General features: G+C 38.7%; 26 protein-coding genes. 8 read left to right on the forward strand and 18 right to left on the reverse strand.

The features are described 5' to 3' along the window. Window positions 1–19 precede the first annotated feature (19 nt). Entirely contained in the window at window positions 20–670 is a 651-nt protein-coding gene (gene lepB / locus V6260_RS01055; RefSeq protein WP_341592120.1) for a signal peptidase I, read from the forward strand. Window positions 671–798: 128 nt separating this feature from the next. Here lepB and V6260_RS01060 read toward each other — a convergent pair whose 3' ends face one another. Together V6260_RS01060 and metG are read right to left on the reverse strand one after the other, a co-directional pair. Next, window positions 799–1,482 carry a flagellar brake protein gene (locus V6260_RS01060; RefSeq protein WP_341592121.1) on the reverse strand — a complete coding sequence of 228 codons (684 nt, stop codon included), beginning with the start codon at window positions 1,480–1,482 and terminating at the stop codon, window positions 799–801. Window positions 1,483–1,907: 425 nt separating this feature from the next. Then, window positions 1,908–3,929: a methionine--tRNA ligase gene (gene metG / locus V6260_RS01065; protein WP_341592123.1), complete on the reverse strand. Its 2,022-nt coding sequence runs from the start codon at window positions 3,927–3,929 to the stop codon at window positions 1,908–1,910. Window positions 3,930–4,116: 187 nt separating this feature from the next. On the opposite strand from metG, the gene apbC reads away from it, so the two are divergent. Next, window positions 4,117–5,193: an iron-sulfur cluster carrier protein ApbC gene (apbC, locus tag V6260_RS01070; protein ID WP_341592125.1), complete on the forward strand. Its 1,077-nt coding sequence runs from the start codon at window positions 4,117–4,119 to the stop codon at window positions 5,191–5,193. Window positions 5,194–5,199: 6 nt separating this feature from the next. Further along, a complete protein-coding gene (gene dcd / locus V6260_RS01075) occupies window positions 5,200–5,784 on the forward strand; it encodes a dCTP deaminase (RefSeq protein WP_341592126.1) in 585 nt (194 codons plus the stop codon). Window positions 5,785–5,800: 16 nt separating this feature from the next. Here the strand turns inward: dcd and V6260_RS01080 are convergent, their stop codons facing one another. Next, a complete protein-coding gene (locus tag V6260_RS01080; RefSeq protein ID WP_341592128.1) occupies window positions 5,801–6,586 on the reverse strand; it encodes a CLCA_X family protein in 786 nt (261 codons plus the stop codon). A gap of 20 nt (window positions 6,587–6,606) precedes the next feature. Then, on the reverse strand, window positions 6,607–7,203 hold the full coding sequence (locus tag V6260_RS01085; RefSeq protein ID WP_341592129.1) for a tRNA-uridine aminocarboxypropyltransferase: 597 nt from the start codon (window positions 7,201–7,203) through the stop codon (window positions 6,607–6,609). 133 nt (window positions 7,204–7,336) lie between these two features. On the opposite strand from V6260_RS01085, the gene V6260_RS01090 reads away from it, so the two are divergent. Together V6260_RS01090 and V6260_RS01095 are read left to right on the forward strand one after the other, a co-directional pair. Further along, window positions 7,337–7,681 carry an Hpt domain-containing protein gene (locus tag V6260_RS01090; protein WP_341592131.1) on the forward strand — a complete coding sequence of 115 codons (345 nt, stop codon included), beginning with the start codon at window positions 7,337–7,339 and terminating at the stop codon, window positions 7,679–7,681. 105 nt (window positions 7,682–7,786) lie between these two features. After that, window positions 7,787–9,004, forward strand: a complete 1,218-nt coding sequence (locus V6260_RS01095; RefSeq protein ID WP_341592133.1) for a pyridoxal phosphate-dependent aminotransferase — start codon at window positions 7,787–7,789, stop codon at window positions 9,002–9,004. Window positions 9,005–9,072: 68 nt separating this feature from the next. Here the strand turns inward: V6260_RS01095 and V6260_RS01100 are convergent, their stop codons facing one another. Genes V6260_RS01100 through V6260_RS01115 form a run of 4 tightly spaced genes read right to left on the reverse strand, consistent with a single transcriptional unit; the run spans window position 9,073 to window position 12,026 of the window. Next, complete coding sequence (locus V6260_RS01100) at window positions 9,073–9,540, reverse strand: glycine zipper 2TM domain-containing protein (RefSeq protein ID WP_341592134.1); 468 nt, start codon at window positions 9,538–9,540, stop codon at window positions 9,073–9,075. Between the two features lie 55 nt (window positions 9,541–9,595). Beyond that, window positions 9,596–10,216 carry a penicillin-binding protein activator LpoB gene (lpoB, locus tag V6260_RS01105; RefSeq protein WP_341592136.1) on the reverse strand — a complete coding sequence of 207 codons (621 nt, stop codon included), beginning with the start codon at window positions 10,214–10,216 and terminating at the stop codon, window positions 9,596–9,598. Between the two features lie 11 nt (window positions 10,217–10,227). Continuing rightward, window positions 10,228–10,653: a YcfL family protein gene (locus tag V6260_RS01110; RefSeq protein WP_341592138.1), complete on the reverse strand. Its 426-nt coding sequence runs from the start codon at window positions 10,651–10,653 to the stop codon at window positions 10,228–10,230. Between the two features lie 8 nt (window positions 10,654–10,661). Then, window positions 10,662–12,026, reverse strand: a complete 1,365-nt coding sequence (locus V6260_RS01115; RefSeq protein WP_341592139.1) for an adenine DNA methylase — start codon at window positions 12,024–12,026, stop codon at window positions 10,662–10,664. Window positions 12,027–12,420: 394 nt separating this feature from the next. Between V6260_RS01115 and V6260_RS01120 the strand changes: the two genes are divergently transcribed. Continuing rightward, window positions 12,421–13,290, forward strand: a complete 870-nt coding sequence (locus V6260_RS01120) for a DMT family transporter (protein WP_341592140.1) — start codon at window positions 12,421–12,423, stop codon at window positions 13,288–13,290. Window positions 13,291–13,311: 21 nt separating this feature from the next. On the opposite strand, the gene V6260_RS01125 is transcribed toward V6260_RS01120, so the two are convergent. The 7 genes from V6260_RS01125 to V6260_RS01155 form a co-directional block, all read right to left on the reverse strand. Then, window positions 13,312–13,998, reverse strand: coding sequence for a M15 family metallopeptidase (locus tag V6260_RS01125; protein ID WP_341592142.1), 687 nt, complete (start codon window positions 13,996–13,998; stop codon window positions 13,312–13,314). After that, window positions 13,998–15,128 carry a succinyl-diaminopimelate desuccinylase gene (gene dapE, locus V6260_RS01130; RefSeq protein WP_341592144.1) on the reverse strand — a complete coding sequence of 377 codons (1,131 nt, stop codon included), beginning with the start codon at window positions 15,126–15,128 and terminating at the stop codon, window positions 13,998–14,000. Before dapE ends, V6260_RS01125 begins: the two co-directional genes overlap by 1 nt. After that, the gene (locus V6260_RS01135; protein WP_341592146.1) at window positions 15,128–15,472 is read right to left on the reverse strand and encodes an ArsC family reductase; all 345 of its coding nucleotides are present in this window, start codon (window positions 15,470–15,472) and stop codon (window positions 15,128–15,130) included. Before V6260_RS01135 ends, dapE begins: the two co-directional genes overlap by 1 nt. 4 nt (window positions 15,473–15,476) lie before the next feature. Then, window positions 15,477–15,974, reverse strand: coding sequence for a PTS glucose transporter subunit IIA (locus tag V6260_RS01140; RefSeq protein WP_341592147.1), 498 nt, complete (start codon window positions 15,972–15,974; stop codon window positions 15,477–15,479). A 3-nt stretch (window positions 15,975–15,977) separates the two neighbouring features. Next, complete coding sequence (locus V6260_RS01145; RefSeq protein WP_341592149.1) at window positions 15,978–16,364, reverse strand: ACT domain-containing protein; 387 nt, start codon at window positions 16,362–16,364, stop codon at window positions 15,978–15,980. A 227-nt stretch (window positions 16,365–16,591) separates the two neighbouring features. After that, a complete protein-coding gene (gene pta, locus V6260_RS01150; RefSeq protein WP_341592151.1) occupies window positions 16,592–18,751 on the reverse strand; it encodes a phosphate acetyltransferase in 2,160 nt (719 codons plus the stop codon). Between the two features lies 1 nt (window position 18,752). Further along, a complete protein-coding gene (locus V6260_RS01155; protein WP_341592575.1) occupies window positions 18,753–19,967 on the reverse strand; it encodes an acetate kinase in 1,215 nt (404 codons plus the stop codon). 284 nt (window positions 19,968–20,251) lie between these two features. Between V6260_RS01155 and yfbV the strand changes: the two genes are divergently transcribed. Then, complete coding sequence (gene yfbV / locus V6260_RS01160) at window positions 20,252–20,698, forward strand: terminus macrodomain insulation protein YfbV (RefSeq protein WP_341592576.1); 447 nt, start codon at window positions 20,252–20,254, stop codon at window positions 20,696–20,698. On the opposite strand, the gene V6260_RS01165 is transcribed toward yfbV, so the two are convergent. Genes V6260_RS01165 through xthA form a run of 3 tightly spaced genes read right to left on the reverse strand, consistent with a single transcriptional unit; the run spans window position 20,695 to window position 22,966 of the window. After that, a complete protein-coding gene (locus tag V6260_RS01165) occupies window positions 20,695–21,510 on the reverse strand; it encodes a putative RNA methyltransferase (protein WP_341592153.1) in 816 nt (271 codons plus the stop codon). The genes yfbV and V6260_RS01165 overlap by 4 nt on opposite strands. Beyond that, window positions 21,507–22,154: an energy-coupling factor ABC transporter permease gene (locus tag V6260_RS01170; RefSeq protein WP_341592154.1), complete on the reverse strand. Its 648-nt coding sequence runs from the start codon at window positions 22,152–22,154 to the stop codon at window positions 21,507–21,509. Before V6260_RS01170 ends, V6260_RS01165 begins: the two co-directional genes overlap by 4 nt. 5 nt (window positions 22,155–22,159) lie before the next feature. Further along, a complete protein-coding gene (gene xthA / locus V6260_RS01175) occupies window positions 22,160–22,966 on the reverse strand; it encodes an exodeoxyribonuclease III (protein WP_341592156.1) in 807 nt (268 codons plus the stop codon). 239 nt (window positions 22,967–23,205) lie between these two features. On the opposite strand from xthA, the gene V6260_RS01180 reads away from it, so the two are divergent. Further along, entirely contained in the window at window positions 23,206–23,637 is a 432-nt protein-coding gene (locus V6260_RS01180) for an exonuclease III (RefSeq protein ID WP_341592157.1), read from the forward strand. The last annotated feature ends 90 nt before the right edge of the window (window positions 23,638–23,727 follow it).

The raw sequence follows: 23,727 nt of genomic DNA on the forward strand, positions 1-23,727 counted from the left end.
TCAATTGAAGGGAATAGGCATGAAATTATTTTATAGGTTTTGGAAAAATAACCGCTCTCTTATCGTATTTATTGCACTAATGAGCGTATTTAGAAGCGCTGTAGCCGACTGGTACGAAGTGCCAACAGGCTCAATGAAACCAACAATTCAAGAAGGTGACAGGATACTTACCGATAAAATGGCCTATGACATTCGTGTCCCCTTTACGCATATAAAACTACTTAAACTAGCTGACCCACAAACCGGTGATATTATTGTTTTTGACTCACAAGCTGCCGATAACCGTTTAATCAAACGTGTAATTGGTGTGCCAGGAGACACCGTTGCGCTTGAAAATAATGAGCTCATTATTAATGGTAAAAAACTTAATTATGCAGAACAGCGAAGCAACATAGACTCGCTTGATAAAATCGAAGATTTGAACGGGTTAGCGCATTTGATAAGAGTGGCAAATATTCCGTCACGTTTATCGGGCTTTGATGCAATTACAATTCCTGATGATTATTATTTAGCAATGGGCGATAACCGCGACAATAGCGCTGACTCACGTGTAATAGGTTTAATTCCGCGTAGTGAGTTATTAGGAAAAGCAGAGCGCGTCATAGTGTCTCTTGATTACGATAATTATTACCTACCAAGAAAAGATAGGTTATTGATGCCGTTAGAATAAGAAGAAGTTATGGGGTTTTATATAATTAAATCATGCTAAATTTATTAAAAATATCGTTATTTTATTGAGCATTCTTCGAATACTATAGTATGGAAAATGATTAAGATTTACTTTAACTAAAATTTCGATTAGTCAATGTCTATAGAATATGCGTTAAGTAATTCGTGCAGTTTAAATTGCTCATCAGGAGAAAATTCAATACCCACATTTAATTTATTATCCTTCATTTGATTATTTCTTATGAAAGAGCTGATAATGACAGGTTTACTATCTAGTGGTGAAATTATGTGCACGAAAACTTGTCGCCTCTTTAACGCTAAAAAACCAGAGCTTACATGAATAACAAAACGGCACCCGCTGGGCGATATATCAATAATCAATCCGTGTAATAAATTTTCGCTTTCGAGATTATAGTTTTTATTTAAGCTTATTTTAGCTGGAATGTGAGTCCTAAGCCTGTTTGTTTCTCTAAGCTGCCTGCTTTCAACATTTTTAGGATAGGCTAAATAAACGAGCCTTTCTGGACGAAAAGAAATTGCAAGTATAGTTGTAGAAAATGCGACACACTCGCCACGCTCATCTTCAATAATATACCTGACTATTGCCCCATTTCCTTCGGTGAGAACATCTATATAATCATTCTTGCCCGATTGAGCGGGGTATTTTAAAATTAAATACTTACCTACATCATAACCAATTAGTGTTAATTTAAAGCGCATTTGAATCGGGTTATTAAGTTGAATATCAATTAGCTTACCTGGTAACAAATCTAGAAGAAATTTATTATTTTTATCAGACAAATTTTCTGCCATATTATTTATCTCTCTATATTAAGTGTACCGTTTTTACATAGTTATTTTATAAGATAAAATACTCACTCTAAATTCTAATAATTTTAGTATGTTGTCAAGTTTAGCTTGTTTTAATTCTATAAAATTATAAAACAGCATAGCTAGCTAATTAATTACGTGGCTGGTAATGTTTATTTCAGTCTTATACCAATTTACTTAATTAAGTGTAAGTGATCTATTTTGAAGTACGAAATTGTGTTGATAACAAGGCAAAAATTACTTTATTTAGTTGTTTTTTTATAAGAAATTTTTAACACAGTTAATGTCAGATTTAATCACTAAAATCGATTAGGTATTATTGTCCTAAGCTCAGATTGAATATTACGTTTTGCATAAAAAACCGCTGATTAATCAACGGTTTTTAATTCTATAAAATATATGCAGCTTTACATTACACGCATACCAGGCTCTGAGCCGTCATCTGGGATAAGAATATAAATTTCTTTTCCGCCAGGGCCTGCTGCTAATACCATGCCTTCAGACATACCAAAGCGCATTTTACGAGGCTTAAGGTTAGCAACCATAACTGTTAACTTGCCCTCAAGATCCTCAGGTGCGTAAGCCGATTTAATACCCGCAAACACTTGGCGAGTTTCTCCACCTAAATCAAGTGTTAGCTTAAGTAGCTTGTCGGCGCCCTCAACGTGCTCTGCTTTAGCAATCTTAGCTACGCGTAAGTCTACTTTTGCAAAATCATCGAATTCAATCTCGTCGCTAATTGGCTCTTTTGCAAGTGGACTATTTGGGTCAATCGTTACTTTTGATTCTAGGCTTTCTTTTGACTCTTCAACCATTTTGTTCACTTTATCCATTTCTACACGTTGCATTAGAGGTTTAAATTTATTAATAGGGTGGCTTACTAGTGCATTTTGTACGCCGTCCCATGCGAGGTCATCATTTAAAAACGCTTCAACGTTTTCAGCCATTCCTGGTAGCACCGGTTTTAAATAAGTAATTAATACGCGGAACAAGTTAAGACCAAGAGAACACACTTCATGTGCTTCTTGTTGCTTAGTTTCGTCTTTAATTAATACCCAAGGGGCTGCACCATCAATAAATTGGTTTGCTTTGTCGGCAAGCGCCATTATTTCGCGAATTGCGCGGCTGTAATCACGGTTCTCATAATGTGTTGTAATGTTTGGAGCTGCAGCTTGAAATTCAGCTAAAAGCTCTGGTTGCATAATAGTGCTGCTTAGTTTGCCATCAAACTTTTTAGTAATAAAGCCAGCACAACGGCTCGCTATGTTTACTACTTTACCTACTAGGTCTGAATTTACACGCTGTGCAAAGTCTTCTAGGTTTAAATCAAGATCAACAATACCGCTGCTTAATTTTGCTGCGTAGTAGTAACGTAAGTACTCTGGGTTTAAGTTATCTAAATAAGTACGCGCTTTAATAAAGGTCCCTTTTGATTTAGACATTTTTTCGCCATTTACAGTTACAAAACCATGAGCGAATACGTTAGTTGGCTTTCTAAAATTAGCGCCTTCTAGCATTGCTGGCCAAAATAAACTGTGGAAGTAAATGATGTCTTTACCAATAAAGTGATAAAGCTCAGCGTCTGAACCTTCAGCCCAAAACGCATCAAAGTCGAGGCCTTTTTCGTCACATAGGTTTTTAAAGCTCGCCATGTAACCAATTGGCGCATCGAGCCATACGTAAAAATATTTGCCTGGTGCATTTGGAATTTCAAAACCAAAGTAAGGCGCATCACGGCTAATATCCCACTGCTGCAGACCATCGGTAAACCACTCGTCTAGCTTGTTAGCCATTTCTTGTTGAATAGTTCCCGAGTGTAACCACTCCTTTAGCATGCCTTCAAATGCTGGCAGGTCAAAAAAGTAATGCTCAGAATCTTTAAGAACAGGCTCAGCACCTGACATTACAGAACGCGGATTAATGAGTTCAGTAGGGCTGTATGTGGCACCACACGAATCACAGCTATCGCCGTTTTGGTTTTCAGACTTACATGTTGGGCAAGTGCCTGTTACAAAACGGTCTGGTAAGAAAATACCTTTTTCTGGATCAAATAGTTGCGAAATAGTGTGCTTTTTAATATGACCGGCATCGTTTAGGCGGTTATAAATAAGTTCGCTTAATTCTTTGTTTTCTTGGCTGTGCGTGCTGTGGTAGTTATCAAACTTAATGTTGAAGTCGGCAAAGTCGCGCTGGCGTTCAATGCTTACATTTTTAACCATTTCTTCAGGCGTGATCCCTTGCTTTTGCGCATTTAGCATAATTGGCGTGCCGTGAGCATCGTCGGCACAAACATAATATGCTTCATGGCCTTGTAGCTTTTGAAAACGTGACCAAATATCAGTTTGAATGTATTCCAATAAATGGCCTAAGTGAGTAGGGCCATTAGCATAAGGTAATGCGCTGGTAATCAGGATCTTTCGCTGCGTCATAATCATTCCGAATTGAGGATAACTCATCATTTTAATAGTGAAAATGGAGATTATCAGTAATTTATCTACAAGCTATAGGACAAGAGTGCGCACAGCTTATGGATTTTTATTAATTGACTGGTGTTAATGCCCTGAATGTTACATAATTCCGTGGCACTTTTCATCAAAGAAACGCTATTTAATTGCTATGTTTGGACTGTCGAAACTATTCTCTTCTAAATCGGTGCAAAAACAACCGATTATTACTGCCCTAGCGGCGTATCGTAGTGCGGCTTTTGCCGTAGGAATTGATGAAAGCTTCATCGATTCTATTTCCCAAAACGACGATAAATCAATACTCATTAAATTGACACTGCCATTTGCTGGGCAATCAGAAATGCCTTTAGTTGAGCAACATGTCAGTGAAAACTTAAATATGCCTGTAACAATTAGCGCCAAGGTTATCATTAAAGAGGCGGCTAAGTTTAAAGCGATTAAACATATTGTTCTTATTGCCTCGGGTAAAGGTGGTGTGGGTAAGTCGACTACTGCTGTTAACTTGGCGGGCGCGCTTAAAAACGAAGGCGCAAAGGTGGGTATTTTAGATGCTGACATTTATGGCCCATCTATCCCAATGCTTTTAGGATTAGTGGGTGCAGAGCCTGCTACTAAAGATAATAAACAACTACAGCCTTTTGATGCAAGCGGTATTAAAGCGCAGTCAATTGGCTTTTTAGTTCCAAGTGATGATGCCACCGTATGGCGCGGGCCAATGGCGTCAGGCGCACTTAGTCAATTGTTAAACGAGACTGATTGGGGCGAGCTTGACTACTTAATTGTTGATATGCCACCGGGGACCGGTGATATTCAACTTACAATGAGTCAAAAAGTACCAGCGAGCGGCACTGTTATTGTTACTACACCGCAAGATTTAGCGCTGGCCGATGCGCAAAAAGGCATTGCTATGTTTAATAAAGTAAACGTACCGGTGCTAGGCTTAATAGAAAATATGAGTCACTACATTTGCACTCACTGTGGCGAAGCTAACCACGTATTTGGTAAAGACGGCGCGAAAAAACTGGCGCATAAGCACGGCGTACCTGTACTTAGCCATATTCCACTTGCAATAGATATACGTGAGTATTCTGAGCAAGGTAAACTTATTGCCTGCGATAACAACGCCGCAATTAGCAAAACATACAGCGCAGCAGCGAGGCTTATAGCCAGCACGCTCTATTATCAACAGCATCACAATGCGATTGAAATTTTAATTACAGAAGATTAATAAATAATGAGACTTTCAGACACACATATTAAAGAATACTTAAGCGATGGCCGGATTGTTATTGAGCCTGCACCAACGAGTGAGATGATTTCAGGCGTGACTGCCGATTTACGCTTGGGAAATAAATTTAGAACTTTTAATGCACATAATGCCGCATACGTCGATTTAAGTGGTCCAAAAGATCAGTTAAATAAAGCCATGGAATCAATTATGAGTGAAGAAATAGTGCTTGATGAAGGTGAAGCATTCTTTTTACACCCAGGTGAACTTGCACTAGCTATAACATACGAAAAAGTAACGTTGCCAGCAGATATAGTAGGTTGGTTAGATGGACGCTCATCGCTTGCGCGTTTGGGTTTAATGGTGCATGTCACCGCGCACCGAATTGATCCAGGCTGGAGCGGTAATATTGTTTTAGAGTTTTACAACTCAGGTAAATTACCACTGGCACTTCGTCCACTGATGAAAATTGGTGCTATGAGCTTTGAAATGTTATCGGGCCCGTGTGAAAACCCATACAATATTCGTAAAGATGCAAAATACAAAGATCAAAGCAGCGCAGTAGCTAGTCGAATTAGTGACGATAAATAATCACCAAATATTGACATTACTCGTCTATTTTATGAAGTGCATAGCCCAGTAATTCAAAATACTGGTTAAGCGCTTCATTTGCTTTATTAATATGCTCACTATTTGGGTATATTAAATTACTGCTTTTTAAGCCACTGACCAAAAAGCTATTTTGTATAGTGCTGTGGGCATCTATACAAGCTTCAAAGCAGCGAGCTGCTAACTCCTCTGGCATGCTCATGTAATTCATGCTGTGGGCTTTATCGTGTTCTATACACGTTTGTACAAAGTTATTTGCATCAATACCATCTTCATCTAAAAATACATGTTTATAAAAACTGTTCAAAGCATTATTAAGCGGGTGGGATAAACTAGGCGTGTTTGAAAGCCATAGTTTCGAGGCAAACCCAAAGCGAGGTTTTGCTGCAAATAAGTGCTCGCTTATATGATGGTCAAATGCATGAAACCATTCGTGAGCAAGTGCACCACCGCCTGCATTTTTTGCAAGGGCAAGTGTTTGAGAGGCTGCATTATAATGCGCTTGCACGCCTTTTTGACCACCATGGCCAAATGCAAAGTTAAGCTTGCCGCGCAGGCCAATAGCTTTGGGCGGTAAATGCAGTATTTGCGCAAGGTCGGCCAATGCATCGTAAATTAAATTGGCGCTAATATAGCGCTCTTCTTTAGTTACCCATTTACCAACGACCATTGATCTAAAACCAAAGGTGTCTCTGATATCGCTAAAGTCGACTTGGTCATCAAAGCGATAGTCGGGTCCTTGGCGAGTAAAGCCTCGTTTTAATCTGTTGGGATAATTACGCATTGAAGTTTATGGCGCCAAATTTAATCTAAGTAACGTGCTTTTACGTGCTCGGGCATGCGTTGGGTTTGTTTTTGTATTAATTCGTTAAGCGCATTATAAAGTGGTGCGGGGTTTAACTGTTCTATTAAAAACAAACTATGCGCTACGGCTTCAAGTGTGGATAGGCTGTCGGCCCTAGAGGCTTTACGAATAGCATAACGATTTTTAGGTAGCTGTTTAAAACTGACTGTTTTAAATTGATTCAGTAATGTGGTGAGCCGCAAAATTTTGTAGGCTTTTTTCCATGTACCATCAACCACGATTAAATGAGTGATGTTTTTTACACTTGGCTGCTCAGCGCTATCGTCTAAATTTACAGCGTGTTCGTTAGGGTAGAGTAAAGCAGTTGAGCTTACTGGCAATGTTTTTAGTACGGAAAAGTCATCATTGTTCTCGCCTTTGATTATTTGGCAATCGTTAAGGCTTAAATTAAGTAACTTAGCGGTATTTTTCGCTATTTTTTCTTCACTAGGGTGTTGTAGAATAATAACGCTCACACGGTTATTAACATGCTCAATAGCATTACAAATACAGGTTGAGATAGAAAAACTACAATTATTACAAAGAGTGCGTGCCATTTAATAAACTTTTTAAGTATGATCCTCATAATTATACATTTATGAGGTAATTAAGTTGGTTTTTTTTACGCATCAATATACAGTAATAGTATTGACATAGATTTAACACGGATAGTTTTTAAGGGCTTAAAATATGACACAGATAAGTATTGATGAATTGGCATTAGAGAGTATGGAATCGCTATTGGGAGAGCAATTTGCAGATACCCTTGATTTTTGCTGTGCAGAGTTTGAACGTTTAGGCTCTGAAGTTTTAGCAACCATTGGAAAAGACAGAGAAGCGGCTATTCGTCATTCTCATAGCTTAAAATCTAATGCTGCGCAGTTTGGAGCTTCAAGCCTTGCTGAAGTATCTCGGGTTATAGAGCTGAATTTAAGCGACGATAATCTACCTGAGGCCATCAATGCATCGACTAGCCTAATGGCGCAAGTAACTGGCTCTCAAGCTAAGCTAAATGAATGGTTAGCATCTCGTTAATTATTGAAACTGAAACGTGAATTTATTTCAGTATTAAGCGCTTAAATACACTGGCATTTTACGCCTTTACTAGGTTAGTCTAAAGATTCACTAGTCGAGGTAAAAATGTCTGATATTAAAAAGAGTCACAAATTAGAAGGTGTATGTTATGACATTCGTGGGCCGGTTTTAGCACAAGCTAAAAAAATGGAAGACGAAGGTCAAAAAGTATTAAAATTGAATATAGGTAATCCGGCTGCTTTTGGTTTTGATATGCCAGAGGATATGCACCGCGATATTATACGCAACTTATATTCAGCCCAAGGTTACTGTGACTCTAAAGGCCTCTATTCAGCCCGTGTGGCTATTTATCAACACTACCAACAACGTGGATTACATAATTTAGATGTAGATAACATTTATATTGGTAATGGCGTAAGCGAACTTATTCAGATGATCACCCAAGCGCTATTAAATAATGGCGATGAAGTGCTTGTTCCTGCTCCAGATTACCCGCTTTGGACTGCTTCGGTCACGTTATCGGGTGGTAATCCGGTGCATTATTTATGTGATGAAGAGCAAGATTGGTTTCCGGACATTGCAGATATAAAAAGTAAAATCACCTCTAAAACTAAAGCGCTGGTATTAATTAATCCTAATAATCCTACTGGTGCGGTTTACAGTGATGATTTGTTAATGCAATTAATTGATATAGCGCGTGAACATAAACTGCTGTTATTGAGCGATGAAATTTACGAAAAGATTTTATACGATGGTATAACGCATACTTCAATCGGCTCACTTTGTGACGATGTACCAATCATTACTTTTAATGGTTTAGCTAAAACTTATCGTGCAGCAGGGCTAAGAATGGGGTGGATGGTGTTAAGCGGTCGTACGTCGGTAATGGATGACTTACGCAAAGGCCTAGAAATACTTTCATCTATGCGTTTGTGCGCAAATGTACCTGCACAATATGCAATTCAACAGGCGTTGGGCGGCGTGCAATCAATTGATGCTCTAATAAACCCAGGTGGGCGCTTGTATGAGCAGCGTGATATTGCATGGCGTGGATTAAATGATATTGAAGGCATTAGTTGTAAAAAACCTAAAGGCGCGCTCTATGCGTTTGCCAAAGTAGATACAGCACTTTTTAACGTTAAAGATGATGAAAAAATGATGTACGATTTGCTAAAAGCCGAAAAAATATTACTTGTGCATGGCAGGGCGTTTAATTGGCCCGAGCCTGATCATTTTAGGTTGGTGTTTTTACCAAGCAAAGATGATTTATCGGATGCGATGTTAAAAATGAAGCGCTTTTTTAAAGACTATCGCCAAGTATAGTTATTAAAAAAGAATAAAAAAAACGAGCCAAATTTGGCTCGTTTTTACTTTAGTCATGAATATATTGGCTAGTACGCTTTATCTACACGTACAGTGTTATCACTTAAATAGACTAATCGTACATTGTCGCCTTTGCTAAAACGCATTGATTGGTCCTGATCTTGAACAACCATAAACTGGTCGCCATTTTCAACTTGTATTAATAACTCTACAAAGCGATTTTGCTGATACTGACTTTGCTGCTGACTGTTATGTGCAACACTGCCGCCAATAACTGAGCCTAAAATAGTTGCCACTGTGCGTCCACTTCCGCCACCAAACTGATTACCTATTACGCCACCTAGTAAAGCGCCGCCAAAGGTTTTCCAGTCGTTGTTTTTATCTTGTATGAGTTCTTGTTCGGTAATATTACGCACCGATTTTACATCACCAAATAAAACCTGTTGAACAGGTACTGCTTTATTGCGCTCGTATTTAGCAAACGTAGGTGTACTCACACTAAGTAGGGCACACATAATTAATGTTATAGCTTTCATAATAATCTCCTATTGGTAGCCTTTACGGGCTTAATGGCCCGTAAAGGCTTAGTAACTACCAACCAAATGTCGATTTTTCTTTAGTTTTACGAATTTCAGTTTCGTCAGCCCATTCTACTAGGCCGCTTTCCATATCCATTAAGCGCATTGTAAATTTGTAATAAACATCCGATTTATCGGCGTTTGACTTAACTATGCTCGATAAATTTCCGTATAACATATATTGCGCGCCAATTTGTTTACCAAATGCAACGGCTGTTGCAGGGTCAACAAGGGCATCTTCGTTTTGAAACGTTAATTGCTCACGTACTGACTCAACACGGGTCATATCTACAAAACGGAACTTACCGCTGCGTAGCATTTGTGTTGAGATTGAATCGGTGATTGATTCTGTATCAATATGCTCGCTGGTTTTATTTTTAATACGTTCAACAAATACTACAGGGCGTTTATTAGCGGTCATTGTGCCAACAACGGGTGAGCTGAGTAATGAATCGGTCATTTGGCTCGCTACTTTTTGTAAGTCGGTAGAACCAAAATTAATATCGGTTGTTTCTACAGCTTGTGCATCGCCATAACTTACTACGGCTTTATTAGCACAGCCACTTAATACTAAAGCGCTCAAGCCAACTAAAGCGTAAGTTGATGCTGTTTTAAGCTTTTTACTGATGATCATAGTTGTTTCCTTTAATCTTTAAATTCTTGTGATTCGGTAGACACTTCTCTTACTGCTAAAGAAAAGGTAACCGCATCAGAGCTAGGTGCTAAGCCCGGTAGTTGTGTTTTTGCAAAACCAAATAAGGTGAGTGCTTGCCAAGGCGAGTGGTTGCCTTTAATAACAAAGCCGTCTTTATCAAACCAATTAAATTGGTACTGTAAATACTGCGATTTTTTATACTGGCTCGAAAGTGTGACTACCACGTCAGTTAATTGGTTGGTTTGACGTGTTTTCACATCAGTAATGGCCAGCTTTTTACCGAGCTCTGGGTTATCTAGACGTAATTGCTCATTAAACTGGTTTTTATTTTGTTCAACAGAAATACCCGACGTAACCGGTTTGCTGGAACATGCACTGAGCATTAATACTGCTAATAATGGTGCTATGTACTTCATGATGGCTCCTAAAGTTGAACTACATGGTAGTTAAAGTAGCTATTAATAGAGGTTAAGTAAATTAACGTTAACCCTTGCTTACTAACGGTAAAATTTATAGGTGGGTTCGTGCCTATATGTAGCGAATGTTCACCTAGATTTAAGCTTTGCCTTGCAACACTTATTTGATTTGGAAGCGTAAGCCAACTGCGCGTATCGGCTTGCTCAGACGCCAAATTATAAATATTGGCAAGTATATTACCTACGTCACCGACACTGCGTGCAAGCTCTGCACGGACTTTTTCTTTAGCTACTAACCTAAGTACTTGGCGAGCGACTTTTGCAGGTATTTGATTCTCTAATGTTTTTGCTGCAAGTGCTTCAATGTGTACTAATGGGCTAAGTGTTAAGCTTTGTGCATCTATATTTATATTATTAAGGCGGCTTACATATGCATTATCTTTATATACTGGCATTGCAAGGCTGTAAAAGCGTGCATCGCCACCTGATGAATAAATTGGTAAACGCAGTTTAAATTCATCTTGTTTTGGTACTAAGCCTTGTTCAAATAAAACAATTACTTCGCCTTGTGTTGCAGAAATAGTAGGTGCATCACTAAAACGTTTTTTAAATTCACTTAGGTCTTGGTCAAACCCTTGTTTTTTAGCAAGGCGCATTACATCTTGCTGTAAATAAATATTGTTAGGTTGTATAGCCAGTGCTTTTTTATAATCAATATAGGCGTCGTCGTATTGTTTAGCACTTTGGTAAAGCAAAGCAGATAAGTAAAATGTGTAGGCATTTTGAAAGCCATTTATTACATCTCTGGTCACATTGCCCATGCTAGGGTAGTGCTGCTGCGCTTCTTTGACGGTTGAGTCGACTTCAGCTTCATTTTCGCTAAGTGCATCAACTTGTACTTTATTGGCACGACGAATTTCGACTAAAGCACCTTCTACATCATTTTTATATATATAGTTAAGCGCTTTATAGCTGTGTAGCATGCTCATTTCGTAAGCCGGTGGCACATAGTTTATTGCTGAGTCGTTAGTAAATAATGCATTGCTTTGTTCAAGGCCCGCACTTACTTGTATTTTGGCGGCTTCGCGTTTTTTTTGCATTTGTGTATACACATTTTCAAACTTACTTTGTGCACTCTCTGGTGTGTTGGCTAAGTCATTTAAGCGAGCTTGCTCAAGTTGATTGAGTAAGTAGCTACTGTGCATGGCGCTATTATTAGCAATAAGAGATTGCGCTTCTTCGATATTATTTTTCTCGATCGCATTTCTTATTGGTGTCATTTGCGTGGCATAGTCATTAAATAGGTCATTAAAGCCCATTGTGCTACACCCACTTAAAATCCAACAAAAGCTTAAAATTATACTTAGGCGCACTGCGCACTCCTCTTAATTTACCTGCATACATTAACATACTATTTTTGGCTAAATGTGTGAAATATTGTAAAAAATCGTAGAGTGAAACCGACTGTTAGCGCCTAAATATAAGATGATATTAGTGAACAAAGTGTGAATTTTTCTTGTTGAGTAACAATAGTGAAATGCTTAAGGTACTTTATTGGTCTTATTAAATATAATGATCCCTAAAGCGTAAATGATCTAATTTATTAAAACTAAATACTCTCTTTGCGCAGTTATATAAATCCTGTTTAAATGTGCTACTCAGTAAGCGGTTTTATTGGCGCTTATGACAATGTTTTGAGCTTAGTAGGTTAATTAGTCAATTAATTGAAATAACGCTGTAATTCGTTTTTATTGCTAAGGAATTTTTTTGAAAGCTACGTTGTACACAATCATTGCTTTAATTGCGTTTGCCGCAAACTCCCTTTTTTGCAGAATGGCTTTAGCGGAAGGCTATATAGATGCTTGGAACTTTACAGTAATCCGTTTACTTAGTGGTGCGGCATGTTTAGGTATTATAATGGCTATTTACACGCACAATTTAAAACGCAAAGGCACATTTAATCCTGCTATTTTAAATGATAAAGGAAGCTGGCGAAGCAGTATTAGCCTGCTTATCTATGCGCTTTGTTTTTCGATTGCCTATGTAGAGCTAGATACAGGCACTGGCGCACTTATTTTGTTTTCAGCCGTGCAACTCACTATGATTGGCTGGGGTATCTACAATAAAGAGCAGTTGAGTGTGCTTCAGTGGTGTGCGTTTATAGTGGCGCTAGGTGGCTTTGTATATTTAATGCTGCCATCTGCTGCTGTGCCTTCACTGTTTGGTGCATCACTTATGGCACTAAGTGGTGTGGCATGGGGTATTTACAGTATTCGCGGTAAAGTTTGTGTATCGCCACTGCGTACTACTGGGTTTAACTTTATAAGAAGCTTAGTGGCTATTCCTGTTTTATTACTTGTTGGTATAAGTTATTTAAAAAACATCAGTATTGAAGGGGTGTTACTTGCGTGTGCCTCGGGTGCGATAGCTTCTGGAATTGGTTACAGTGTTTGGTATGTAGCTATGCCACTGCTTAAAAGTACCCAAGCTGCTGTTGTGCAGCTTTGTGTGCCGGTACTTGCAGCCATAGCTGGTGTTTTGTTTTTATCAGAGCAGGTAACAGTGGAGTTTGTAGTAGCAAGCTCCTTAATATTAGGCGCTGTGCTGGTATTTATCTTAAATAAAAAGAAAGTTTAATATTATTTAAGTTAACCTTTTTTAAGGGGGACTCACGTTTGTTACAAAGCGTGTATAAATAGCGGGTAAGTTATCAAGTATTGCCTGCTTACCCTGTAGTTCACTGTTTTTTATGCATTCAAAAAGTACTTGCTCGCTAAGCGTATTCACTAATAATTGTGATTGCTTAATATGGCTTATATGCCAAAGCTCGGGTGCGACACCACCTAAATCATGTTGGTAAGGACGATAAAAACCAAATTTAGCTAGGTGAGTATCAAGCCAATTACTTAAAGGTGCAAACGGACCACCTTGCTGATATTCATCAGGCGTTAGCTGCAGATTATAATCATCACTCACTGCAGCTTTATCAAACACATCTAAATCGGTCCCTAAATGATGCCTGCTTGCCCCAGGTAATGCAGAGTAGAGCATTATTGCTATGCATTTATCTACATCACTTAATTTAGTTAAATCTACAACCTTTTGATGTTTATTATAAACAGGTCGAATACCTAAAAACTTATTATTCCAAATAATTGATTGACGATTAAAGTCGCGAAAACTTGAGGCAATAGTAAGCTCAAATCCCGCTTGTTGTGCTGCACTTTGCAGCGCTAAGAAGTCGCTGATAATAGCGCTGTGCAAGCGATGATTTTGTATATCAGTTAAATGTGTATCACTTTGACCTGTGATACACATTATTGATGTGGGTTGAGTAACATCCATTATGTTAAAAGTTGCTCTAATATTTGCTCGTAAATGTCGCTAAGGGCTATTAAATCATCGGTACTTACGCATTCATCCACTTTATGGATAGTGGCGTTACGTGGACCTAGTTCAATTACTTTAGCGCCGGTTTGTGCAATAAAACGACCATCTGATGTACCACCCGTGGTTTCCAGATTCGTGGTTAAACCGGTTACCGATTTAATCGCTTTAACTGTGGCATCAACAAGCGGGCCCTGCTCGGTAATAAAAGGCAAGCCATTTACTATCCAGCTTAATTCATAATTTAAGTTATGTTTTTGTAGAATGTCATTCACACGCTGTTGTAGTTGCTCATGCGTTACTTGTGTGCTAAATCTAAAGTTAAACTGTACTTCTAGTTCCCCTGGAATTACGTTACCCGCCCCCGTACCGCCATTAATATTCGAAATTTGAAAGCTGGTGGCGGGGAAGTATTCGTTTCCGTTATCCCATACTGTTTGGCTAAGCTCAGTAAGTGCTGGCGTTGCTAAATGAATTGGGTTTTGAGCTAAATGCGGGTAGGCAACATGACCTTGTATGCCTTTAACTGTTAAGTAAGCGGTAAGTGAACCTCTTCGGCCATTTTTAACCACATCACCGAGTACATCGCGTGATGAAGGCTCACCTACAAGGCACATATCAATTTTTTCACCACGCGCCTCTAGTGTATCAATTACGCGAGTAGTCCCGTTTATAAACGGGCCTTCTTCGTCAGAGGTGATTAAAAAAGAAATCGAGCCTTTATGATCTGGATGTTTAGTAACAAATCGCTCGGTTGCAACAAGCATAGCGGCTAATGAGCCTTTCATATCGGCAGCGCCACGCCCATGTAATAAACCGTCTTTTATTAATCCTGAAAACGGCGGGTGTTGCCAGTTTTTTTCAGGACCTGTTGGCACAACATCGGTATGGCCTGCAAAACAAAAGTGCGGTGATTGTGTGCCTTTTCGAGCCCAGGTATTGAGTGTGTCGGTAAAAAATAATGACTCTATATTAAAACCAACCGCAGCAAGGCGATCGTTCATCATCTGTTGGCAGCCAGCATCTTCGGGCGTTACCGATTCACGCTGTATTAGTGCTTGGGCGAGTTTAATTACGTCATTAGTCATTATTTAAATATCTCATCGTATTGAGCTGCTTTAAAACCTAAATGGTAACTGCCATTATTAATAAGTACTGGACGTTTGATCATTGCAGGTTGTTCAACTAACAATGGGATAGCACTTTCTTTCGTCAAACCCTGTTTTTGTTCGTCAGTTAGTGCGCGATAAGTTGTGCCTCGTTTATTAACGAGTTGTTCCCAGTCGAGCTTGTCTGCAAAATCGCTTACCATTTTCTCATTTACGCCATCTTTGCGGTAGTCATGAAACGTAAATACGATGTTGTTGTCGGTTAAGTACTTTTTTGCTTTTTTTATGGTGTCGCAATTGCTAATACCGTATAGAGTGATCATAAATTTAGTTCTTCTTAATAATAGTTAATAAGGTATCTACATCCGCATTTACATGCGAATGCGAGTAATGAAAGGTACCAAGATTATGGCCGTTTAGTAAAATTAAACTAGCAAGCATAGGCGTTTCTAGTTCGCGTAAATCAAAATAAGCGAGGCGCTGGCCTTTACTTATTTCACTACCGTTTAATTGTGCAATATGGGTATGCGTAATTGATTGCGAATCAGGAATAGTTAAATTGATTAAAACTTTTAAGCCATTTTTAGCCTGTAAAATAAACTCAGTACCTGCGTTTTTTACTTGCAATAACGTGCCATCAAACGGCGCTAAAATTTTGTGGCTTGTTAGTTGCACCATAATACCAGGGCCCAGAGTGCCAAAACGAAAAAAAGGTTCGGGGTGTTCTTTAAGCGGTATTACTTTACCTGTAAATGGGCTTGTAAAAAGGATGGCATTACGAGGTGTTTTATTGAGTGCTAGATATTCAATTGTTTGTGCTTTCATATGCTATTGGGCCACCACGTTGTAACCATCTTTTTTTAAGGCATTAAGTGCTAGTGAGGCCGTTTGTTTTTTTACTAAAATATAATCGGTATCGTAGGTTGAAGTTGAAGAAATAGAAGTTTTAGCGCGTGATAATATACCTGGTATATTAGTCATTATTCCGATCAGCGAAAAACCAAGTTGGCCAACCACTTTAAGTGCTTGCCAATCAGATTCGGTGTCTAAACTCTCTATTTTAAAGCTACTAGGGCAAAAAATCGATAGTTCATCCTGGGTTTTAGATATAAAAAATAAAGGAAGCTTTAGTAGTGCCGCAGGTATATCGGCGTCAACATCTAAACTGTTAATAGATAAAACCGTGCTGTGTAATTGTAATGTTTGTTTTGACATTAAACGCCTGCGATACAGCATTATTGATAGCTTTATAGTATAGATTATTGCCTTCAAGTTAAAGGTGTAAGCGTGACTAAAATGAGTATTTGGGAGTGGGTTTTAATAGAGATTAAAAACTTACCCACAATTTCTGTGGATAAGTATGGGGGTTGCAGGGTATAAATAGCCTAACTACCTAATTATTAAATAAATAATAGCTAGGCTATAAAAAGCACACGTTGCGTTTAATGCGCTATTAGCGCTTCTGCTTGAGCTGCCTGAATTGCAGTTAAGGCGATTGTATACACAATATCATCGACCAATCCACCACGGCTCAAGTCGTTTACTGGTTTGCGCATACCTTGCAGCATAGGGCCGATACTTATTAAGTCGGCACTGCGTTGTACGGCTTTATATGTTGTATTACCTGTATTTAAATCTGGGAATATAAATACAGTGGCTTTACCGGCTACAGGACTGTTAGGTGCTTTTTTAAGTGCTACATTTTCCATTATAGCGGCATCGTATTGTAGTGGGCCGTCGATAATTAAATCAGGACGTTTTTGTTTTGCTATTTTTGTGGCTTCACGTACTTTTTCAACATCTGCCCCCGTACCTGACGTGCCCGTGCTGTAGCTTATCATTGCTACGCGAGGCTCAATGCCAAATGCAGCTGCAGAGTCGGCAGATTGAATCGCTATATCAGCAAGTTGGTCAGCATTAGGGTCGGGGTTTATAGCACAGTCACCGTAAACTAACACTTGATCAGGTAGCAGCATAAAAAATACAGATGATACTAGCGATGATCCTGGCGCTGTTTTAATTAGCTGCAGGGGCGGGCGAATTGTATTGGCAGTGGTATTTACCGCGCCCGATACTAAACCATCTACTTTACCTTGCTCAAGCATCATTGTGCCAAGTACGACGTTATCTTGGAGTTGCTCTTGTGCTACTACAGCAGTTAGGCCTTTGTTTTTACGAATTTCGACCATAGGCGCAATATAATCATTTATAATATTTTTTGGCTCGATGATACTTACATGTTCGTTTAGCTCAATACCTTGTTGCTGTGCAATACGCATTATCTCTTCGCGCTCACCGAGCAATATAGTTTTAGCAATGCCACGTTGACCACAAATAGCAGCCGCTTTAATTGTACGAGGTTCATTTCCTTCTGGTAATACTACGGTTTTACCTACTTTACGTGCTTTATCGGTTAATAAATAACGAAATGCAGGTGGTGATAACTTACGCGTTTTACCTACATTTTGAGCTAGAGTATCGAGCCAGCTTGAGTTGATATGTTCTGCGTTGTGATCTTTTACTTTTTCAATGCGTTGGTCATCATCATTTGGTACTTCCATATTAAAGTTATGCAGTAACAGTGATGTACGCCATGTGTCGGCCTCGGTTGCGAGTATTGGTAAACCGGTTTGCATGGCTTGTTCACACAAAGCCATAATACGTGGTTCTGGCTCAAAGCCACCGGTGAGTAATATAGCGCCAAGTTTAGTGCCGTTCATAGCAGATAAGCACGCAGCAACAAGTATGTCTGAGCGATCGCCCGGTGTTACTAATAAAGCGCCTGGCGTAAAATAATTTAAAATATTAGAAACCGTACGAGCACAAAAAGTAATACGACGCAGGCGACGATGAAGCATATCGCCTTCGTTAATTATTGTTGCTTTTAAATACGCGCTTAAGTCTTTTACGCGTGGCGCTACTAAGTCAAAATCCCACGGGATTGCGCCAAGCAACATAAACGGATTTTTTTTAAAAATAGGTAAAGACGCTAAACGATTTAACTCGTTTTCAAGCTCTTCGGGTTTGTAAGCGTCGACTAAATCGGCGCGTGCACGGCCTTCTTCATCAAGTGGCGCATTTACTTTATTAAAAATACAGCCCAGTACACGAGGATGCTCGATTCCACCGTAATTACCTGCTGCAATTTCCAGGCGGTCTTCTATTTGAGTAATGGTGTAATTACCAGGGGTAAGTACAAATACAATTTCAGCGCCCAGAGTTTGCGCAATTTCGCGGTTTACACGTCCAGCATAAGGTTGGCGACGAGTAGGCACCATACCTTCGATAATAGCGACTTCATCGTCGTTTATTTTACTTTCAAAGCGCTCAACAATTTCCTCTAGTAGATCATCACCTTTACCGTCGCCAATCATTTGCTCAGCATAATCAAGTGCAAAAGGGGTGGGTGGGTTAATCGGCGAGCCTTGGGTAACTATTTGTGTTGATTTTTCAGGACCTGTTTCACCTGAACGAGGCTGAGCGATGGGTTTAAAAAAGTTAACTTTAACTGTTTTTTGCTCAAGAGCGCGGACTAAACCAACTGATACCGACGTTAAACCCACACCGGTAGACACTGGAATTAACATAATACGACGTGCCATATTAAAGCTCCTTTACAATGTTAGCGGCATCAAATGCAATAACCCACTCTTCGTTGGTCGGCATTACTACCGCTTTGGGTGAAGTATTGGCTGAACTAATAATACCTCGATTACCAAAACGTGCATCAAGATTGCTTTTCTGGTTACAACTGAACCCTAAAAAAGCTAATTGATTAATGACATTTTCACGTATGATATCGGAGTTTTCGCCAATGCCGCCAGTAAATATAAGAGCATCTAAACGTTGCAATGGTACCATGTAAGCTGCAATTTGCTTGGCTAGTCGGTAGCAAAAAATATCCAACGCTAAACGTGCCTGTTTATGTCCTGCAACAGCGGCTTCTTCAATAGTTCGGCAATCGTTAGAGAGTTCGCTAATACCTAGTAGGCCGCTTTCTTGGTTTAATAAATTATCTATTTGCTGAGCGTTATAACTAAGCTGTGTGGTTAAAAAATTAAATAAACCGGGGTCAATATCTCCGCTGCGAGTACCCATAACAATACCAGCCAATGGCGTTAAACCCATACTGGTATCAACACTTTTACCATTTTTTATTGCAGTAACAGAGCAGCCATTACCTAAATGAGCACTAATGAAATTACTCTTTTCTATAGGCTGGTTTAATAATTTAGCTGTTTGTCCTGCTACATAGTAATGACTTGTGCCATGCATACCATAGCGTCTTACACCGTAGTCTGTATAAAGCTTATAGGGTAGGGCGTAAAGGTAGGCGACTTCATCCATAGTTTGATGGAATGCAGTGTCAAATACTGCTACTTGCGGTAAACCTATAAATGACGCTTGTGCAGATGAAATACCTAACAAGTTCGCATGACCATGTAGCGGCGCTAAAGAAGACGCTTTAGTAATACCGTCAATTACGTCCTGATCAATTAAGACTGACTTTGTAAAATGCTCTCCTCCATGAACAACACGGTGCCCAACAGCGATAAGGTGCTCATCAAGGTTATGCTCCTTTATTAAGCTTACAAGCGTATTTATAGCCTCAGCATGTGCTTGATTAGCCGCTAAGTCGATAACTGTTTTAGCTCCATTAAACTTGTATTTAATGGAGGGGGCCTTCGCGCCCAAGCGTTCAGCAAGGCCTGATATAATTTCATGACCGTCGTTTGCATCAATAATGGCAAACTTTAAACTAGAGCTACCACAGTTTAAAACTAAAACATGTTGGGATTCAGGGGAGGTTGTTGGCATAGATTCAATTTCCATAAACAAATTTAGTAAGTTAACGTTAATACGTGATAGTTACACTTACGGTATTAAATAAAGTTAAAACAATTGAATGTTCAACTGCAAAGTAGTTAACGCAATGTTAAATATTTTACCTTATTTATGATGTTTAAGTTAGGATTGTTCACCATTAAAGGGTAAATTTAAGCTCTTTTACCGAGAAAGTGTAACTCACTCATTTTGTGTTACACTTTGGGTATAGCTCGTTTTTCTATTGTATTTAAAAGCAGTATCTGTGAGGAGTCATGATGCAAAAAAGTGTGATGTCACAACTACAAACAGGCCGTTTGTATGGTAAAAAATGGCCAATGCGTAAAGAGCTTGCGCCTTTGTTTTTAGAGTTTAGAGTGATTAGAGCGACTGAGCTTGCCATTACAGTAATGCCAATCTTGGCGATGCTAACGTTGTTTTTTCAGCTTAATTACTTAGGTTCTGATTTTTTACCTCAAGCTATTGCGAGTGCATTATTTTTTATATCGCTACCTTTACAAGGTTTATTTTGGTTAGGTAAACGAGCGCAAACGCCTTTAGACCCTGCAATGCAAAAATGGTACAACCAGCTGTACACTAAAATGGCAGCTAATGGATATCAAACGCAGTTAAGTGAAAACAAGCCCCGTTATATGGAGCTTGCTAACTTACTTAAAGATATGTTTGAAAAAATGGATAGAGCATTTACTAAAGAGCAGTTTTAGCGGGTTATACCATTATCTATTTTGGTAAACTGAGTAATATAAAATGATAAGGTGACATTGTGTTCACCTTTTTCTTCGAGTTCTGTCCAGTGCTCGGGTCTAAATTTCCATGCAAATGGCGTCATCATTATTAAGTTTTTAATATCAGTAAAGCTAAGCGCTACATGCTCTGTTAAAAGAGCCTGTTCTGATCTTTGAAATCCTTTTGGCGTGTCTATTTCAGTATGTTCGTTTACTTCTGAATATATATACGATTTTAGCTCTTTTAAATGATAAGGGCCTGGGCTTGCGACCACTAATGTTGCGTCTTTATTAGCAAGACGTTCAAGTTCTTCTTCAAATAAGGGTGCAAATACACTAATAAGTACATCAGCAAATTGACTATTAAAAGGCGCTTGGCTAATTGATGCAACACTAAAATGGCAATTAGGATAGCGCTTTGCTGCATATTTAACGGCAGATTTTGAAATATCGACACCGTACACTACAGCGTCCGTTTTACTTGCTATTGCTTGGGTATAAAAACCTTCGCCGCATCCTAAATCTATAACCGTATTCGCACATATTTGACCGACTAAATCGCTAAGATTTTGTTGTAAAAAGCGGTAGTATCCACGCTCTAAGAAGGCGCGTCTAGCTTGTACCATTTCAAGGGAGTCGCCCGGTTGTTTTGAATTTTTTTGTTGTACTGGCAGTAAATTAACATAGCCTTCTTTGGCAAAGTCAAAGCTGTGGTTGTTAGCACAACGAAGTGTTGAATCAGCTTTCAAAAGTGCGAGGTTACATAGCGGGCATTGATATTGTAGACTCATGAGTCTAGGTAGTCCTTATCGTAAAAAGTTTTTACCCAATGCGGGCGATAGGTGATCATAATTGTTATAGCCATGCCGTTGAGCATTGCTTCAGGAAACCAAATTATGGCACTTAAATAAACGTAGTTATCTGCAAGTTCTTGCCAATTGTATTGCCCTATAGCTAAGTAAAATAAAGCACCTAGGCTTATTTTTATACAGGCTATAAACCCTGCATTTAGAAACGCACAAACAAATATATAAACAAAAAAATGACGAGGTAAATACTGGTAACTAATTATAAAACAAAGGTAGCTCAATATTATAGGAATAAACGTACCAATAAGCAGTTGTACTGGTAACAGTTCAAGTTCAATTTGACCAAATGCAGTTAATAGCGCTGTGGCAAATAGGCTACTTAAAATAGCCAATCGCCAGCCTAAAATTAATGTCGCGGCCGTAACGCCTAATATGTGTAAATCAAGGCCAGTTAAAATTCCTGCTTTTATTTGCCAAAGCACTGCAAACACTAACGCACACGCAAGCACACCCGTTTGTTGAGCTAATGTGCTATAAAGCGATTTATATGCTTTTTTATCAAAGCTTAAAATAGCAATGATAATTACAAGGAACCAAAGTAGTCCCTGCATTGTTATGCTGAGCATAGTAATTACTTAAATGTTGACCATATAGGGGCATGATCAGACGGCTTTTCAATACCGCGCAGTTCGTAATCAATACCGGTATCTATACAGCGTGCTGCAAGGTCATTGGTTGCAAGCACTACATCTATTCGAAGCCCTCGGTTATCTACAAACCCTTTAGAGCGATAGTCAAACCAAGAATACTGATCATTTATATCTGGATTTTGCTCCCTAAAGGTATCTTTAAAGCCCCAATTAAGTAATGTAGCTAGCCATTCACGCTCTTCTGGTTGGAATGAACACTTACCCGTTTTTAACCAACGTTTTGCATTTACTTCGCCAATACCAATATCTAAATCAGTAGGTGATATATTTATATCACCCATCACGACTATATCTTGATCGGGAGTGTGATTAGTTTTTAAATGAGTCATAAGATCTTTATAAAATTGGCGCTTATAAGGAAATTTAGTTTCGTGATTAATATTATCACCTTGCGGGAAGTAACCGTTCATTATTGTTAAATCACGACCATTTTCTTGTTCTAAGGTTATGCTAATCATACGCTTTTGTGATTCATCAGTATCGGTAGAAAAGCCCTTTGAAATAGACCTCGGTTCCTCTTTGCATAATATAGCCACACCGTAATGAGCTTTCTGCCCGTGATGGTAGACGTAATACCCCATTTTTTTTACATCTTCTAATGGAAATGCTTCATCATGAACTTTAATTTCTTGTAAGCCAATTACGTCAGGTTGATGTTTATCTATTATAGCTTGTAATTGATGGAGGCGAGCACGCAGACCATTGATATTGAAAGAAATCACTTTCATAAAGTTTACCTTAAAAATAGTTCAATTTGATGTATTAAATTGTATCAGTAAATAAGCTTACATAACATGACTGAAATGAGAGAATCACTGCATAAATGTTGCTCAAATGATGTACAAAGATCGAACATTGTTAATGCAGTATTAATATTTAAAATAAATAAAAATTTCAGTTGAAATGTTAACCGTTGGCTATATAATGCGCGAAATCACTCAAATAGCTTGTTCAAAAAGGATCTCTCATGAAAACACAATTAATTTTAGCCGCTGCACTTTTAGCCTCGTCAACTGTTTCTGCACAAAGCAACACTTACTTCAGTAAAGACAATAAAATCGAGTCTAAACTATGTGTATTGAGCGCTAATGAAGGCTTTTCTGCCGCGCGTAAAGAAGCAGCGCAACATGGTGTGTTTTTATCTCGCTTTTCACAGAGTATTCTTTGTAATGGCCAAGATATCCGAGACATTGCTAAAAAAGAAGCCACTAGCACTACTGCAAAAGTTAAATTTGAAGTATTCGCTAATGATAGCCAACAAGAAACACAGTTATGTATGACAGCTATAAAGCAAGGTCTAACACCGGTTCGTAAAAAAATTGGTAACTTAGACTCTTTAAAGTGTAATGGCCAAAAAGTAACTGACTTTGTTAAGCGTTACCAAAATGCAGCAATTTAATAATTAGTAGCTTAAATAAAAATACCTGGTTTTTACCGGGTATTTTTTTGCAAAAATTACAAGGTTGCTTGCAAAGAGTGCAAGCTTAAC

The organism is Pseudoalteromonas aliena (assembly GCF_038155085.1).
GTDB classification, from domain to species: domain Bacteria; phylum Pseudomonadota; class Gammaproteobacteria; order Enterobacterales; family Alteromonadaceae; genus Pseudoalteromonas; species Pseudoalteromonas aliena_A.